Origin of the sequence: Pseudomonas akapageensis (genome assembly GCF_011355085.1) — a bacterium.
Classification (GTDB): Bacteria; Pseudomonadota; Gammaproteobacteria; order Pseudomonadales; family Pseudomonadaceae; genus Aquipseudomonas; species Aquipseudomonas akapageensis.
This window is the reverse complement of the sequence record NZ_VXCP01000002.1, coordinates 304,463-318,635: the sequence shown is the minus strand read 5'-3', so window position 1 is coordinate 318,635 and position 14,173 is coordinate 304,463. Positions and strand designations below refer to the sequence as shown.

The following is a 14,173-nucleotide window of genomic DNA, read 5'->3' as shown; positions in this document are numbered from 1 at the left end:
TCGACGCTGACGGGGGCTGGGCATTCTGCGAGACTGTTTGACCGGAGTTGAGTTTGGTTGCGGCCGCTTTGCGGCCGATCGCTGGCAAGCCAGCTCCCACAGGAGTAAGGCATCTATTCTCTGTGGGAGCGGGCTTGCCCGCGATAAAGTCCGCAGGACTTTCAAATGGCGCCCCGCAGATTTCCAGCATTCGGAGTACGCATGTCGCTGTCCAGTGGGCTGATCGCAGCGGTCGCCCTGGCCTATATGGCCATCATGTTCGCCATCGCCTTCTACGGCGACCGTCGCAGCACGCCCTTGCCGCCGCGTCTGCGTGCGTGGGTGTACAGCCTGTCGCTGGCGGTCTACTGCACCAGCTGGACATTCTTCGGGGCCGTCGGCCAAGCCGCCGAACAACTCTGGGCGTTCCTGCCGATCTACCTGGGCCCGGTGCTGCTGCTGGTCTTCGCACCCTGGGTACTGCAGAAGATGGTGCTGATCAGTAAACAGGAGAACATCACCTCCATCGCCGACTTTATTGCTGCGCGCTACGGCAAGTCGCAGTCGCTGGCCATCGTCATCGCCCTGATCTGCCTGGTCGGTGTGCTGCCCTATATTGCCCTGCAACTCAAGGGCATCGTGCTGGGCGTGAATCTGCTGATCGGCGCCGGTGCCGATGCCACCGGTCCCCGGGTTCAGGACACCGCACTGGTGGTGTCGCTGATTCTCGCGCTGTTCACCATTGTTTTCGGCACCCGCAGCCTGGATGTGACCGAGCACCACCGCGGCATGGTGATGGCAATCGCCTTCGAGGCCCTGGTCAAGCTGTTCGCCTTCCTGGCGGTCGGCGCGTTCGTGACCTTCAACCTTTACGACGGCTTCGACGACCTGCTCAGCCAGGCCCAACTGGCTCCGCGCCTGGAAACCTATTGGCAGGAAACCATCAACTGGCCGTCGATGGTGGTGCAGACTGGCGTGGCCATGATGGCGATCATCTGTCTGCCGCGACAATTTCATGTGACGGTGGTGGAGAACATCGAACCCCAGGACCTGCGCCTGGCCCGCTGGGTGTTCCCCAGCTACCTGGTCCTGGCCGGGCTGTTCGTGGTGCCGATTGCCCTGGCCGGGCAGATGTTGTTGCCCAGTTCGGTGATCCCCGACTCGTTCGTGATCAGCCTGCCGCTTGCCGAGTCACACCCGGCGCTGGCCTTGCTGGCATTCATTGGGGGTGCTTCGGCGGCCACCGGCATGGTGATCGTCGCCAGCGTCGCGCTGTCGACCATGGTCTCCAACGACATGCTCCTGCCCTGGCTGCTGCGCCGCAACAATGCCGAGCGACCCTTCGAACTGTTCCGCCACTGGATGCTGACGGTTCGCCGGGTAAGCATCGTCGCCATCCTGCTACTGGCCTATGTCAGTTACCGGTTGCTGGGCTCCACCGCGAGCCTGGCGACCATCGGCCAGATCGCCTTTGCCGCCATCACCCAACTGGCACCGGCGATGCTCGGTGCGCTGTACTGGAAGCAGGCTAACCGCCGCGGCGTATTCGCGGGCCTGGCGGCCGGGACCTTCCTCTGGTTCTACACCCTGGTACTGCCGCTGATTGCCCGTAGCCTGGGCTTGCCACTGGAGGCGTTCCCGGGGCTGGCCTGGCTGCACAGCAACCCGCTGCACCTGCCGATCACCTCGTTGACCCAAGGTGTGGTGCTGTCGCTGGTGGGCAATTTCACCCTGTTCGTCTGGGTTTCGATTCTTTCCCGCACCCGCGTCTCGGAGCATTGGCAAGCGGGCCGGTTTATCGGCCAGGAAACCAGTGCCCGCTTCAGTTCCCGTTCTCTGCTGGCGGTGCAGATCGAAGACTTGCTGACCCTGGCCTCGCGCTTCGTCGGTGAAGAGCGCGCTCGTCAGAGCTTCATCCGCTTCGCCTACCGCCAGGGCAAGGGCTTCAACCCCAACCAGAACGCCGACGGCGAATGGATCGCCCACACCGAACGCCTTCTCGCCGGCGTACTGGGCAGCTCCTCGACCCGCGCCGTGGTCAAGGCGGCCATCGAGGGCCGTGACATGCAGCTCGAAGACGTGGTGCGCATCGCCGACGAAACCTCCGAGGTACTGCAGTTCAACCGCGCCCTGCTGCAAGGCGCCATCGAAAACATCACCCAGGGCATCAGCGTGGTCGACCAGTCGCTCAAGCTGGTGGCCTGGAACCGCCGCTACCTTGAGCTGTTCAACTACCCCGATGGCCTGATCAGCGTCGGCCGGCCGATCGCCGACATCATCCGCCACAACGCCGAACGCGGCCTCTGCGGCCCCGGCGAGGCCGAAGTGCACGTGGCCCGTCGCCTGCACTGGATGCGCCAGGGGCGCGCGCACACTTCCGAGAGGTTGTTTCCCAATGGCCGCGTGATCGAGCTGATCGGCAACCCCATGCCCGGTGGCGGCTTTGTCATGAGCTTCACCGATATCACCCCGTTCCGCGAAGCCGAACAGGTCCTCAAGGAATCCAACGAAAGCCTTGAACAGCGCGTGGCCGAACGCACCCGTGAGCTCTCGCAACTGAACCAGGCGCTGACCCAGGCCAAAGGCACGGCCGAGGCCGCCAACCAATCCAAGACCCGTTTCCTGGCGGCAGTCAGCCATGACCTGATGCAACCGCTGAACGCGGCGCGGCTGTTTTCCGCAGCCCTCTCCCACCAGGGCGACGGCCTGTCCAGCGATGCTCAGCAACTGGTCCGGCACATGGACAGCTCACTGCGTTCGGCTGAAGAGTTGATCAGTGATCTGCTGGATATCTCGCGCCTGGAGAACGGCAAGATCAACCCCGACATCAAGCCGTTCGCCCTCAGCGAACTGTTTGACACCCTGGGTGCCGAGTTCAAGGCCCTGGCGCAAGAACAGGGCCTGGATTTCCGCTTGCGCGGCAGCCAGCTGCGGGTAAACAGCGATATGAAACTGCTGCGACGGATCCTGCAGAACTTCCTGACCAACGCCTTCCGCTACGGCAAAAGCCCGATCCTGCTGGGCGTACGGCGCAAGCAGGGACATTTGCAGCTGGAAGTCTGGGACCGCGGACCAGGGATTCCGGATGACAAGCTGCAAGTGATCTTCGAGGAATTCAAGCGCCTGGACAGCCACCAGACCCGCGCCGAAAAAGGCCTGGGCCTGGGCCTGGCGATTGCCGACGGTCTGTGTCGTGTGCTCGAGCACCCGTTGAACGTGCGTTCGTGGCCGGGCAAGGGCAGCGTATTCACTGTCACTGTGCCGCTGGTCAGCGCACCGGCCTCGGCACCGCTCAAGGCGGTCGAACAGAACGGCCAGCCGCTGGCCGGCATGCAGGTCCTGTGCGTCGATAACGAAGACAGCATTTTGATCGGCATGAACAGCCTGCTCAGCCGCTGGGGTTGCCAGGTCTGGACCGCGCGCAATCGCCACGAATGCGATGCCTTGCTGCGCGAAGGACTGCGCCCGCACCTGGCGCTGGTGGACTATCACCTCGACGACGGCGAGACCGGCACCGAGTTGATGGCCTGGCTGCGCACGCGCCTGGGCGAACCGGTGCCCGGTGTGGTGATCAGTGCCGACGGGCGTACCGAGATGGTCGCCCAGGTACATGCCGCCGGCCTCGATTACCTGGCCAAACCGGTCAAGCCTGCAGCACTGCGTGCGCTGCTCAACCGGCATTTGAGTCTGGCCAGATAGCGATTACTCGGGCATCTCAGCCAACCCGTCCGCATCGGTCATGGCCCGTTCGAGCAGGTCAGTGGGCAGGCTCTTGCTGGCGCGAGCACCGAGCAACCTGAGTTGCTCGCTGCGGCTGACCAGGTTGCCACGGCCTTCGGTAAGCTTGTTGCGCGCCGCACTGTAGGCCTTGTCCAATTGCTGCAGGCGGCTGCCGACTTCGTCCAGGTCCTGGATGAACAACACGAACTTGTCATACAGCCACCCGGCGCGCTCGGCGATTTCACGGGCGTTCTGGCTTTGGCGTTCCTGCTTCCACAGGCTGTCGATCACGCGCAGGGTGGCCAGCAATGTGGTGGGGCTGACGATCACGATATGGCGGTCCCAGGCTTCCTGAAACAGGTTCGGCTCGGCCTGCAGGGCTGCCGAAAACGCCGCCTCGATGGGCACGAACAACAGCACGAAATCCAGGCTGTGCAAGCCTTCCAGCCGTTTGTAATCCTTGCCCGCCAAGCCTTTGACGTGGTTGCGCAACGAGGTGACGTGCTGCTTGAGCGCCGCCTGGGCAATCACGCTGTCATCGGCGGCGACATACTGCTGATAGGCGGTCAGGCTGACCTTGGAGTCGACCACCACCTGCTTGTCGCCAGGCAGCATGATCAATACGTCCGGCTGGAACCGCTCGCCATCGGGGCCCTTGAGGCTGACCTGGGTCTGGTATTCGCGGCCCTTCTCCAGGCCCGCATGCTCAAGCACCCGCTCCAGGATCAGCTCACCCCAGTTACCCTGGGTCTTCTGCCCTTTCAGGGCCTGGGTCAGGTTGGTGGCCTCATCGCTCAAACGCTGGTTGAGCAACTGCAGGCGCTCCAGTTCCTTGCCCAGGGAGAAACGCTCGCGCGCTTCCTGTTGATAGCTTTCCTCGACGCGCTTCTCGAAGGATTGAATGCGTTCTTTCAGCGGGTCGAGCAATTGCCCCAGACGTTGCTGGCTGGTTTCGGCGAAGCGCTGTTCACGCTCATCGAAGATCTTGCCGGCCAGTTCCGCGAATTGCGCCCGCAGCTCATCGCGCGAGCCCTGCAGATCGGCCAGGCGTTGCTGATGGCTGTCCTGTTGCTCGCGCAGTTCGGCATTCAAACCTGCGCATTGGGCATCCAGGCGCCGCAGCTCGGTCTCTTTGGCCGAACGCTCGAGGTTCCAGGCATGGGCCGCATCACGGGCGTTGTCGCGCTCGATCTGCAGCAGCTCCAGCTCACGGCCCACAGCGGCAAGCTCGGCAAGTTTGGCCGAATTAGCCTGACCGAGGTCGCTGACTTCGTCGCGGCAGGCATCCAGTTGAGCAATCAGGCCTTCCTGGGCCATCTGCGCCGTGGCGAGCCGCTCGTCGAGCAGCGCACGTTCAGCCAGCGCATTCGAAAGGCGCCTTTGCAGCGTCCAGGCCAGTGCCAGACAGGGCACCGCTGCCGCCAACAACCCCAGCAAAACGCTGGTCATGTCCACTACCATTGCCACTCCTTACAAGCCGATGCACGAAGACACCGTCAGGGTATCAGTCGCCGGCCGATCAGCATTATCTATCGTGCTCCACTCGATGGCGCCGCAATTTTTTTGCGTCTGCGAGCACTTTTTCCTTGGCTGAAAAAACGCCAGTTTCCAGACGGAGATTTACCCCAGGCACATCTCTGAGACAGTTGTATGAATCGTGAAAAATGCGTGCACGCCCGTCCTAGAGCAAGCGCTCGGGACAATCCACAGAAGCTGTGGATAACTCAGTGGACAACCCCCCTCAGGACCTCGCAAACCCCCGCAGAATGGGGCCTCCAATCAAACTGTCGATTTTTTCACCAACAAAAAAAAACGTTTTTTTTCATTGACTTAAATTTTTTATGGGGCCAGTGGGGTCTTGTGAGGGTGCCGTTACATGGATGTGACAACTGTTGCCTTCAATGTGCACAACCGCCCTGAATCGAGGCGTCAACGCGCACCATTTTTGCTCCCCGCGTCAAGTACTGATTGATAAAATTGCCCCGCAGGGGGCTTCCCAAGCGAACCAGGACGCGAGACACTGGTCGGCTTCGGAACAGAAAACCCGCCTATCTGCACCTAAACCGTCCATATCGCTGCAAAATCTGAAAAAGCTTGCATTAATACCTGAATATCGATAGTCTCCACAGCGTTAGTACCAAGCTGAAAGTCAATTTTGGCCGAAACAGTCCTCCAGCACGCTTTCTACAGCTCGTAGAACCCCTGCTGAAACAAGGGACCCGGCCTTCTCGATGGTTTCCAGGTAATACCTCCTCTGTCTTTCCAGACCGTTGCCAGGCTCCCTTACTCTGACCGAACCAACCTGCAGATTGATCAGGATCTTCACCCAGTGGCATAGAACCTTTGCCCCGGTGTGCTGCCTGCCCTCCTAAGTACCTACCAGTCAGCCCAGGCGCCACATTGAAAATGCGCTTCAAACTGGCTGCTTTGTTCCAGTCGGGTTCTTCGCCAGGCCAATAGTGGCCGGCTTACTGGAACGTTTTCATTTTGCACAGTTCATATCTGTGTTTATTGCAGGAACACCCACAATGATGTCTCATCAAATTCATACTCAGGATGCCATTCGCGCCCTCACCAATGCCTTCGCCCCCATGAACTGCCTGATCATGGCCGCTCGCAAAGGTTGCTTCAGCTTCACGATCGTCAACGAGCATGGCATTGCCCGCCATACCGAACGCCTGTACCCGGAGCAATATTCAAGCGCCGAACCCTTGCAGGCTGTGATCGATCGCACGCGTCAGGCCCTGACCGCCTAAGGCTTGCAGCAAGCCCGAAAACGCCAGCCCCGCCCATGCAGCGGGGCTTTTTTATGCCTGCAAAACCGTCGCAAACCCGGGATTCTTTAATCACCGGACGATATATGCGTTATAACTCGCGGCTTAAAATATTTTAAAAACAGCCCTTTACGGCACCAATATGACACTACACTTCAACTCAAGCGGTGCGATCCGCTTCCGGCAGGCCTGACCGATTCACCGAGCTGCCAAGCACCAGGGCCTTGCCGGCCATTTACCAGTTCGAGGGTTTTATGGGTATCGCCGCGAGCGAGTTGTGCCAATTTGTGATCCGCCCCACGCTGATCTACCTCGGCCGCCACTGTGACACCGCCGAGGCTCTGCTCCTGGGGATCGCAGCCAGCCAATCGGCCCTGGGCTCGGCGCTCCACGACAGACGCGGACACGGCCTGTATCGAATTGGTGAAATGCGCCACCAGGCGCTTTGGGATCATTACCTCGCACTCGACCCTGAACTCGCCAGCCTGGTGCGCGGCCTGGCCAGCCAACATGCCTTTCTCAGCGGCCCGCACCTGGAACTGACCGTCAATCTTCGCTACGCCACCGCCATCGCCTGGATGCTGGTCGAAGAACAGCAAACCCCCTTGCCTGCTGCCGACGACCTGCTCGGCATGGCCAGAATCTGGCGTCAAACGTTCCAACCCCAGGGTCGCTTGCGCGACTTCACCAGCGCGTGGCGTACCTGGATCGCGCCGCTTGCTCAACATGCCTGCTGACCCTTTACCTGAATCCTCCCATCAGTTCGCCAAAGACTCAAAAATTTGGTCGGATTGTCCTACAAAACCGCTCTATCTTCTGCGATACAGCCTATAGCGCTGCGGGCAAAATGTTGGTAATTTTCGCTCCGGTGATCATCAACGAGTTCTAATAATGAAAAAAGTAATACTCAAAACCACCCTCGGCCTCGCTGTCGCCGTGGCGTCCACTCAACTCTTCGCCAGTGGCTTTGCCCTCAACGAACAAAGCATCAGTGGCATGGGCACCGGTTTTGCTGGTCGTTCTTCGACTGCCGATGATGCCAGCACCGTGTTTGGCAACCCCGCCGGCATGTCGCGCCTCAAGCGCGACGAAGTGACCGTAGGCGCTGCCGCCATCATCGCCAGCTCCGATATCAGCCTGGATGGCCCGAACGTTCCCGGTGGCACCACCAATGGCGATATGGTTCCGTTCGTCGGCGTGCCCATGGGCTACTACGTCAAGCCAATCGACGAGCATTGGGCCTTCGGTATCGGTATCTATGCCCCGTTCGGCCTGATGACCGACTACGAAAACAGCTTTGCCGGTCGCTATTTCGGCAGCAAGAGCACCGTGCAGGTCGTGACCATTCAACCGACCATCAGCTACGCCTTCAACGACAAGGTTTCTGTCGGCTTCGGCCCGACCATCAACCGCATCGATGGCAACCTGCAATCCGCGACCCTGAGCCGCATTACCCCAGGCCGCAACGACGGCAAAGTGAACGTCGAGGGTGACGACACCGCCGTTGGCTACAACATCGGCGTGCTGGTCCAGGCAACCGACAAGACGCGCGTCGGCCTGACCTACCACTCCATGGTCGACTACAAGCTCGAAGGCACCACCAAGATCACCGGTGTCGGCTCCTTCGGTGCGGCAAGCGGTAGCGAGTTCGATGCATCGCTGAAAGTCAAGACACCTGAGTCCGTCGATTTCTCGATCACTCACGAGCTGACCGATGCCTTGACCCTGCACGTGGGCAGCACCTGGACGCGCTGGAGCCGCCTGGAAGACATCACCGTCAATAACGAAGGCGTACCTGCAGCCCTCGGCGGCAGCGCCGGCCCGATCGGCACCATCACCGAAGAGCAGAACTGGCACAACACCTGGGCTCACGCCATCGGTGCAACCTACAAGCTGAACAAGGAATGGGTCCTGCGTACCGGCTTCTCGGTCGATCAGTCGCCGACCAACAACACCAACCGCTCCCCGCGCATCCCGAGCGGCGACCGTACAGTGTTCAGCATCGGTGCTGGCTATAGCCCAACCGACGACTGGACCATCGACCTGGCTGCCAACTACCTGAAGGAACAAGACGTCGAAGTCCACGATGCCAGCCCTTCCAAAGGCGCGTTCAACGCCAAGTATGAAAACAGTGCAATTGGTCTGGGTGCCGGTGTTACCTACCGCTTCTGATTCAGCGCACGCGACATGAAAAAGCCCTGCCAGGAAAGAGGCGGGGCTTTTTTATTCTTCCAGTCACCGCAAAACCATTGTGGGAGCGGGCTTGCCCGCGATGGGCTGCGTAGCGGCCCCCTGCTGCTTCAAGCCATAATCGTAGGGGAAGGCTGCGCCTTCCAATCGCGGGTAAGCCCGCTCCCACAGGGGGAACGAGGGCGTCCCGGCATTGTTCAGGGCTTGGAAGCTATCGCCTTCTCGATCGCCGCAATCAGGTCCGGATCATCCGGCTTGGTCAAACTGGAGAAGTTGGCGATCACCTTGCCCTGGCGATCGACCACATACTTGTAGAAATTCCACTTCGGCGAGCTGCTTTGGGCGGCCAGCACCTTGAACAGATGCGTGGCCTTGTCGCCCCGGACGACCTGCGGCTCAGTCATGGTAAAGGTCACGCCGTAGTTCTTGTAGCAAACCTTGGCGGTCTCGGCGCTGTTGCTGGCCTCTTGCTTGAAGTCATTGGAAGGCACCCCAAGCATCTCCAGGCCCTGCTCCTTGTAGTTCTTGTACAAGGCTTCGAGCCCATCGAACTGTGGTGCAAAACCGCAGTAACTGGCGGTATTGACCACCACCAGCGGCTTACCGGCGAAGCGTTCACACAGGTCAATCTGCGACTTGTCGCGCAGCATTGGCAGAGTCCCTTGCAACACCTCGGGGCAGCCATCGGCCAGCGCTGGCAGCGCAGTTACCAGCAAGAACAGTGAAAGGGCTAAACGGCGCATGGTCTTCTCCCGGATCCATTTGATAGCAAGGAACTTACTCGCCCTTTGCGCCAGCTAGCAAGCACCCATGCCCAATTGCATGAGCGCCAGGCCGCCGCGCTGCCAGCCCCACCAGATCAGCGCCAGCAGCAAGCCGCCCAGCAACAGGCCGCCCAGCCAGAGCCGGGCGCTGTTCATGCCGGTTGCACCTGCAGCCGCGCCACAGGACGCTCGCGCACCGGCCAGTTCAGGGCGGCCGCGATCAGGCTGAGCGCGATGGAGATCTGCCAGACCAAGTCATAGCTCCCGGTTTGATCGTAAACCACACCTCCCAGCCAGCCGCCGAGAAATGCACCCAGTTGGTGGAACAGAAACACGATGCCTCCCAGCATAGAGAGATTTCTGACCCCGAACAGGGTGGCCACGGTGCCATTGGTCAGCGGCACGGTCGACAGCCAGAGCAGCCCCATGGCGACACCGAACAGGTAGGCACTGGTCACCGACAGCGGCACGCTGATGAATGTCACGATGACCACCGCCCGAATCAGATAGAGCGCCGTCAGCAGCCGTGGCTTGGACATGCGCCCGCCCAGCCAACCGGCAATGTAGGTGCCGAAGATATTGAACAGGCCCACCAGCGCCAGCACCGTGGTACCCACCTTGGCCGGCAGATGTTGATCGACCAGGTACGAAGGCAAGTGCACGCCGATGAACACGACCTGGAACCCGCAGACGAAAAAGCCCAGCGACAGCAGCCAGAAGCCTGAATGCGAGCAGGCTTCCTTGAGCGCCTCGCGCAGGGTTTGTTCATGCCCCAGGGATGGCAGCGGCCGATCCTTCAAAAAACCCACCAAAGGCACAATCAGCGCCACCAGCAAGCCCAGGGCCAACAGTGCCGCCGACCAGCCCAGCCAGCCGATCAGCCCGAGGGTGCCGGGCAGCATGGCGAATTGACCGAAGGAACCGGCGGCGCTGGCGATACCCATGGCCATGCTGCGCTTCTCGGCCGGCACGGCGCGCCCGACCACACCCAGGATTACCGAGAAGGAAGTGCCAGACAGACCGATACCAATCAACAGGCCAGCGCTGAGCGACAGCGACCAGGCCGAATCGGACAACCCCATCAGCACCAGGCCAACGGCATAGAGCACCCCGCCTATCGCCACCACGCGCGCCGCGCCCCAGCGGTCGGCCAGGGCACCGGTAAACGGCTGCGCCAGGCCCCAGATCAGGTTCTGCAAGGCGATGGCAAAGGCGAACACTTCACGTCCCCAGCCAAACTCCGCACTCATGGGCGCCAGGAACAGGCCGAAACCGTGCCGCACGCCCAGCGATAGCGCCAGGATCAAGGCACTGCCCAGAAGTATCCAACCGCTGGTCCGCCATACCGATGTCATTGTTTTTCTCTCCAGGAACAATGCTGATGTGCGGGTATATACCCGCATTTACTGAATCGATGTCGCCCTTACTCCAACAACTCGAGGGTCGCAAACAAGGCATCGCGCCGCTCGGCACCGACTTTTTCCAGCAACTGCTGTTGGGCAGACTCCCAGACCGGCAAGGCCACCTGCAGTCGCTGGCAACCTTCAGGCGTCACCCGCACCAGGCGATTACGCAAATCCTCGCCTTCGGCCAGCTCGACCAAACCTGCGGTTTCGAGCACGCGCAAGTTGCGTCCCAGTGTACTGCGATCCAGGCCGACCGCTTCGGCCAGGCTGGAAATACTCGGCTGGTCGAGGCGCTGGATGTTGCGCAGCAAGGAAAACTGCGCAACGTTGATCCCGAAGCGTTCGAGCGCGTCGTCATAGTGCCGGGTCACGCCACGGGCGGCACGGCGTAGATGGGTGCAGAAGCATTCGGTCGTCAACATTGTTACGTGTATATACCCGCAATTCGCCGAGTGCAAGTCTAAATCAGCGCCCAGACCAGCAACACGGCCAGCTCAAGCAACTCCAGCAAAGCCCCGGCGGTATCCCCCGTGGTGCCTCCCAGACGCCGCAACATCAGGTGCCTGAGCCAGAAAAACACTATACCCGCCGTCGCCAGCGCCCAGACGCCCTGCCCCCCCGCCAGGGCCATGCTGCCTGCGGCAACAGCCAGCAAGACCCACAGCGCTTGCCGGCGCGGCAGATGTTCGGCCAGTGCCTGCCCCAGCCCACCGACACGCACATAGGGTGTGTTGAGGAACAATCCAAGCATGGCTGCTCGCCCCAACACCGGCGCCAGGATCAAGGCCATGCCCTGCCCGGCTTCGATCAATGCCAGCACGGCGGCAAACTTCAATAACAGCACCAGCACCAGCGTGACCACGGCAATCGGTCCGCTGCGCGGGTCCTTCATGATCTCCAGGGTACGCTCGCGATCGCCGAAGCCCCCCAGCCAGGCATCGGCACTGTCGGCCAGGCCATCCAGGTGCAGCCCACCGCTGAGCAAGACCCAGGCGCAGAGCAGCAGCGCAGCATGCAGCAACGCCGGCGCAGCGCCGAGCAGATGGTCGAACGCCCACAACAGCACACCGAACAGCAGCCCCACCAACGGATACCAGAGCAGGGACTGGCCCATTTGCCGAGGCTCGGGCATCCCGGGCAAACGCACCGGCAAACTGCTGAGAAATTGCAGGGCGATCCAGAATGGCAGCATGATCAGCGGCGCTCGCTCAAGCGGCCATGCTCATCGACACCGAGGTGGAACAGGCTGCCGTGGCCAACTTCGACCTGCAGCAATTGCTCGCGTGGCAGACCACGTGCCCGGGCCAGCAGCAGGCGCATGACCCCGCCATGGCTGATCAGCAATATGCGCTCGCCGGCATGGGCCTGCCGCAAGCGCTCGACCGCCGCCAGCACCCGCTCGGAAAATTCGGCCACCGGCTCGCCTCGGGGCGGTGTGAAGCTGTACGGATCGGCCCAGAACAGGCCCAGGCCGCGTTCGTCGGTGAGCATCAGGTCAGCGGCGCTACGGCCTTCCCAGTCACCGAAGTGCAGCTCTTGCAGGCCCTCGTCCAACGCCAGCGGCAGTGCCATCCGCTCGGCCAGCTCCTCGGCGAACAAGGCACAGCGCTGCAACGGCGAGCTGATCAGGCGATCCCAGGGCCCGCCCGGCTCGACCGCCGCACGCATCTGCGCCCAGCCGGTCGCGGTCAGGGCGTCGTCGAGGCTGCCGCGCAGGCCGCCGCCGAGTTCGGTTTCGCCATGGCGCAACAGGTCCAGATGCAGGGTCATTGCCCGCGGTCGGCGACGGCCGCCTCGGCGAAGGTCGCCATCTGTCCGTGCAGGTCGCAGGCCAGGCGCAACAAGGGCACTGCCAGCGCGGCACCGCTGCCCTCGCCCAGGCGCAGGCCGAGATCGAGCAGGGGTTGGGCCTCGAGCCTTTGCAGGATGTGCCGATGACCGGGCTCGGCACCGCGGTGGCCGAACAGCAGCCATTGCCGGCACTCGGGGTTCAGACGCACCGCAACCAGCGCCGCGACGCTGCAGATAAAGCCGTCGACCAGCACCGCCACGCCAGCCTGGGCGCAAGTCAGATAAGCACCGACCAGGGCGGCGATTTCGAACCCACCGAAACAGAACAGACGCGACAAGGGGTCGTCGGGCAAGGCCGCATGGGTCTGCAGCGCGCGCTGAATCACCTGGGCCTTGTGGCTGACACCAGCCGCATCGAGGCCAGTACCGGGGCCGGCCAGATCCGCCACCGGGCAATCGAGCAAGGCACAGGCCAGCGCACTCGCCGCCGTGGTGTTGCCGATGCCCATTTCACCGCCAATGAACAATTGCGCGCCGCCTTCCACCGCACGCAGTGCACTCTCGCGCCCGGCCTGCAGGGCGAGCAGCCCCTGGGCCCGGGTCATGGCCGGGGTCTGGGCAAAGTTGGCGGTGCCCGCACCAATGCGCACATGTCGCACGCCGGGCAGATCATCGAGCGGCGTGGCCGTGCCCAGGTCGATCACTTCCAATTGCGCATTCAACTGCCGCGCCAGCACGCTGATCGCCGCGCCGCCGTTGACGAAGTTGTGCAGCATTTGCCCGGTGACGGCTTGCGGATAGGCCGAAATGCCTTCGGCCACTACGCCGTGGTCACCGGCAAAGATCGCGATCCACACTTGCTCCAGGCTGGGCTTGATTCGCTCTTGCAGTCCGGCCAGTTGCACCGCGATCGCTTCGAGCTGGCCAAGCGAACCAGCCGGCTTGGTCAGTTGTTGCTGACGCGCCAGGGCTTGCTGCTGCACGTCGCGATTGACTGGCCGACAGGCGTCCAACCACCAGGATTGACTCATAATGCGGGTCCTTTGAGGGTAAGGGGCAGGCCGGCCACCGTCAGCACCACGCGCTGGCAGCGCTCGGCGATGGCCTGGTGCAGCCAGCCGGATTCATCGACGAAGCGCCGGGTCAGTTCACCCAATGGCACCACGCCCATGCCGGTTTCGTTGCTGACCAGAATGATTTCGCCGGGCAGTTCATCCAGGCAGTCGAGCAGCGCCTGGCGCTCATCAGCGAGGCGCTGGGGATCGTCCTGCAGCAACAGGTTGGTCATCCACAACGTCAGGCAATCGACCAGCAGGCAGCGTTCGGCGCTGGCGTTTTCGCGCAATACCCGCGCCAGTGCCAGCGGTTCTTCGACCAGCGCCCAGTGCGACGGACGGCGCTCACGATGCATCTGCACCCGCGCACTCATCTCCCCGTCCAGTGGTTCGCTGGTAGCGATGTAGGTCACGGCCAGTGCGCTTTCGCTGGCCAGCTTCTCGGCCAGGCGGCTTTTGCCCGAACGGGCGCCGCCGAGTATCAGTTGCAGCAT

Annotated in this window: 13 protein-coding genes; 4 read left to right on the top strand and 9 right to left on the bottom strand. The window is 62.0% G+C overall.

Features of this window, described 5'->3' with window-relative positions; all coding sequences use genetic code 11:
* The first annotated feature begins 201 nt into the window (after positions 1–201).
* Positions 202–3,678 carry a hybrid sensor histidine kinase/response regulator gene (locus F2S13_RS03340; protein ID WP_166359034.1) on the top strand — a complete coding sequence of 1,159 codons (3,477 nt, stop codon included), beginning with the start codon at positions 202–204 and terminating at the stop codon, positions 3,676–3,678.
* 3 nt (positions 3,679–3,681) lie between these two features.
* Here F2S13_RS03340 and F2S13_RS03335 read toward each other — a convergent pair whose 3' ends face one another.
* Positions 3,682–5,046 (bottom strand): DNA recombination protein RmuC, encoded by a 1,365-nt coding sequence (locus tag F2S13_RS03335; RefSeq protein WP_166359207.1) that lies wholly within the window; start codon positions 5,044–5,046, stop codon positions 3,682–3,684.
* A gap of 1,184 nt (positions 5,047–6,230) precedes the next feature.
* Between F2S13_RS03335 and F2S13_RS03330 the strand changes: the two genes are divergently transcribed.
* The 3 genes from F2S13_RS03330 (at position 6,231) to F2S13_RS03320 (ending at position 8,645) form a co-directional block, all read left to right on the top strand.
* Positions 6,231–6,455, top strand: a complete 225-nt coding sequence (locus tag F2S13_RS03330; RefSeq protein ID WP_166359206.1) for a hypothetical protein — start codon at positions 6,231–6,233, stop codon at positions 6,453–6,455.
* 272 nt (positions 6,456–6,727) lie between these two features.
* Positions 6,728–7,210, top strand: coding sequence for a hypothetical protein (locus tag F2S13_RS03325; protein WP_166359033.1), 483 nt, complete (start codon positions 6,728–6,730; stop codon positions 7,208–7,210).
* Between the two features lie 154 nt (positions 7,211–7,364).
* Positions 7,365–8,645 carry an OmpP1/FadL family transporter gene (locus F2S13_RS03320; protein ID WP_166359032.1) on the top strand — a complete coding sequence of 427 codons (1,281 nt, stop codon included), beginning with the start codon at positions 7,365–7,367 and terminating at the stop codon, positions 8,643–8,645.
* A 215-nt stretch (positions 8,646–8,860) separates the two neighbouring features.
* On the opposite strand, the gene F2S13_RS03315 is transcribed toward F2S13_RS03320, so the two are convergent.
* The 8 genes from F2S13_RS03315 to cobU form a co-directional block, all read right to left on the bottom strand.
* Positions 8,861–9,406 carry a glutathione peroxidase gene (locus F2S13_RS03315; RefSeq protein WP_166359031.1) on the bottom strand — a complete coding sequence of 182 codons (546 nt, stop codon included), beginning with the start codon at positions 9,404–9,406 and terminating at the stop codon, positions 8,861–8,863.
* 54 nt (positions 9,407–9,460) lie between these two features.
* Positions 9,461–9,583, bottom strand: coding sequence for a hypothetical protein (locus F2S13_RS29595; RefSeq protein WP_281354532.1), 123 nt, complete (start codon positions 9,581–9,583; stop codon positions 9,461–9,463).
* Positions 9,580–10,782: an MFS transporter gene (locus F2S13_RS03310; RefSeq protein ID WP_166359030.1), complete on the bottom strand. Its 1,203-nt coding sequence runs from the start codon at positions 10,780–10,782 to the stop codon at positions 9,580–9,582. The genes F2S13_RS29595 and F2S13_RS03310 overlap by 4 nt, the downstream gene beginning before the upstream one ends.
* Positions 10,783–10,850: 68 nt before the next feature.
* On the bottom strand, positions 10,851–11,255 hold the full coding sequence (locus tag F2S13_RS03305) for a MarR family winged helix-turn-helix transcriptional regulator (protein WP_166359029.1): 405 nt from the start codon (positions 11,253–11,255) through the stop codon (positions 10,851–10,853).
* Positions 11,256–11,293: 38 nt separating this feature from the next.
* Complete coding sequence (locus F2S13_RS03300) at positions 11,294–12,025, bottom strand: adenosylcobinamide-GDP ribazoletransferase (RefSeq protein ID WP_166359028.1); 732 nt, start codon at positions 12,023–12,025, stop codon at positions 11,294–11,296.
* Between the two features lie 2 nt (positions 12,026–12,027).
* Complete coding sequence (cobC, locus tag F2S13_RS03295) at positions 12,028–12,603, bottom strand: alpha-ribazole phosphatase family protein (protein WP_166359027.1); 576 nt, start codon at positions 12,601–12,603, stop codon at positions 12,028–12,030.
* A complete protein-coding gene (cobT, locus tag F2S13_RS03290) occupies positions 12,600–13,655 on the bottom strand; it encodes a nicotinate-nucleotide--dimethylbenzimidazole phosphoribosyltransferase (protein ID WP_166359025.1) in 1,056 nt (351 codons plus the stop codon). Before cobT ends, cobC begins: the two co-directional genes overlap by 4 nt.
* Positions 13,652–14,173 (bottom strand): bifunctional adenosylcobinamide kinase/adenosylcobinamide-phosphate guanylyltransferase, encoded by a 522-nt coding sequence (cobU, locus tag F2S13_RS03285; protein WP_166359023.1) that lies wholly within the window; start codon positions 14,171–14,173, stop codon positions 13,652–13,654. Before cobU ends, cobT begins: the two co-directional genes overlap by 4 nt.

What these genes read in the sequence shown, in the direction of transcription:
- F2S13_RS03315 (WP_166359031.1), bottom strand. Translation starts at nt 9,406, where the DNA reads ATGCGCCGTTTAGCCCTTTCACTGTTCTTGCTGGTAACTGCGCTGCCA.
- F2S13_RS03340 (WP_166359034.1), top strand. Translation starts at nt 202, where the DNA reads ATGTCGCTGTCCAGTGGGCTGATCGCAGCGGTCGCCCTGGCCTATATG.
- cobC (WP_166359027.1), bottom strand. Translation starts at nt 12,603, where the DNA reads ATGACCCTGCATCTGGACCTGTTGCGCCATGGCGAAACCGAACTCGGC.
- F2S13_RS03320 (WP_166359032.1), top strand. Translation starts at nt 7,365, where the DNA reads ATGAAAAAAGTAATACTCAAAACCACCCTCGGCCTCGCTGTCGCCGTG.
- F2S13_RS03330 (WP_166359206.1), top strand. Translation starts at nt 6,231, where the DNA reads ATGTCTCATCAAATTCATACTCAGGATGCCATTCGCGCCCTCACCAAT.
- F2S13_RS03305 (WP_166359029.1), bottom strand. Translation starts at nt 11,255, where the DNA reads ATGTTGACGACCGAATGCTTCTGCACCCATCTACGCCGTGCCGCCCGT.
- F2S13_RS29595 (WP_281354532.1), bottom strand. Translation starts at nt 9,583, where the DNA reads ATGAACAGCGCCCGGCTCTGGCTGGGCGGCCTGTTGCTGGGCGGCTTG.
- cobT (WP_166359025.1), bottom strand. Translation starts at nt 13,655, where the DNA reads ATGAGTCAATCCTGGTGGTTGGACGCCTGTCGGCCAGTCAATCGCGAC.
- cobU (WP_166359023.1), bottom strand. Translation starts at nt 14,173, where the DNA reads ATGCTGCAACTGATACTCGGCGGCGCCCGTTCGGGCAAAAGCCGCCTG.
- F2S13_RS03300 (WP_166359028.1), bottom strand. Translation starts at nt 12,025, where the DNA reads ATGCTGCCATTCTGGATCGCCCTGCAATTTCTCAGCAGTTTGCCGGTG.
- F2S13_RS03310 (WP_166359030.1), bottom strand. Translation starts at nt 10,782, where the DNA reads ATGACATCGGTATGGCGGACCAGCGGTTGGATACTTCTGGGCAGTGCC.
- F2S13_RS03325 (WP_166359033.1), top strand. Translation starts at nt 6,728, where the DNA reads ATGGGTATCGCCGCGAGCGAGTTGTGCCAATTTGTGATCCGCCCCACG.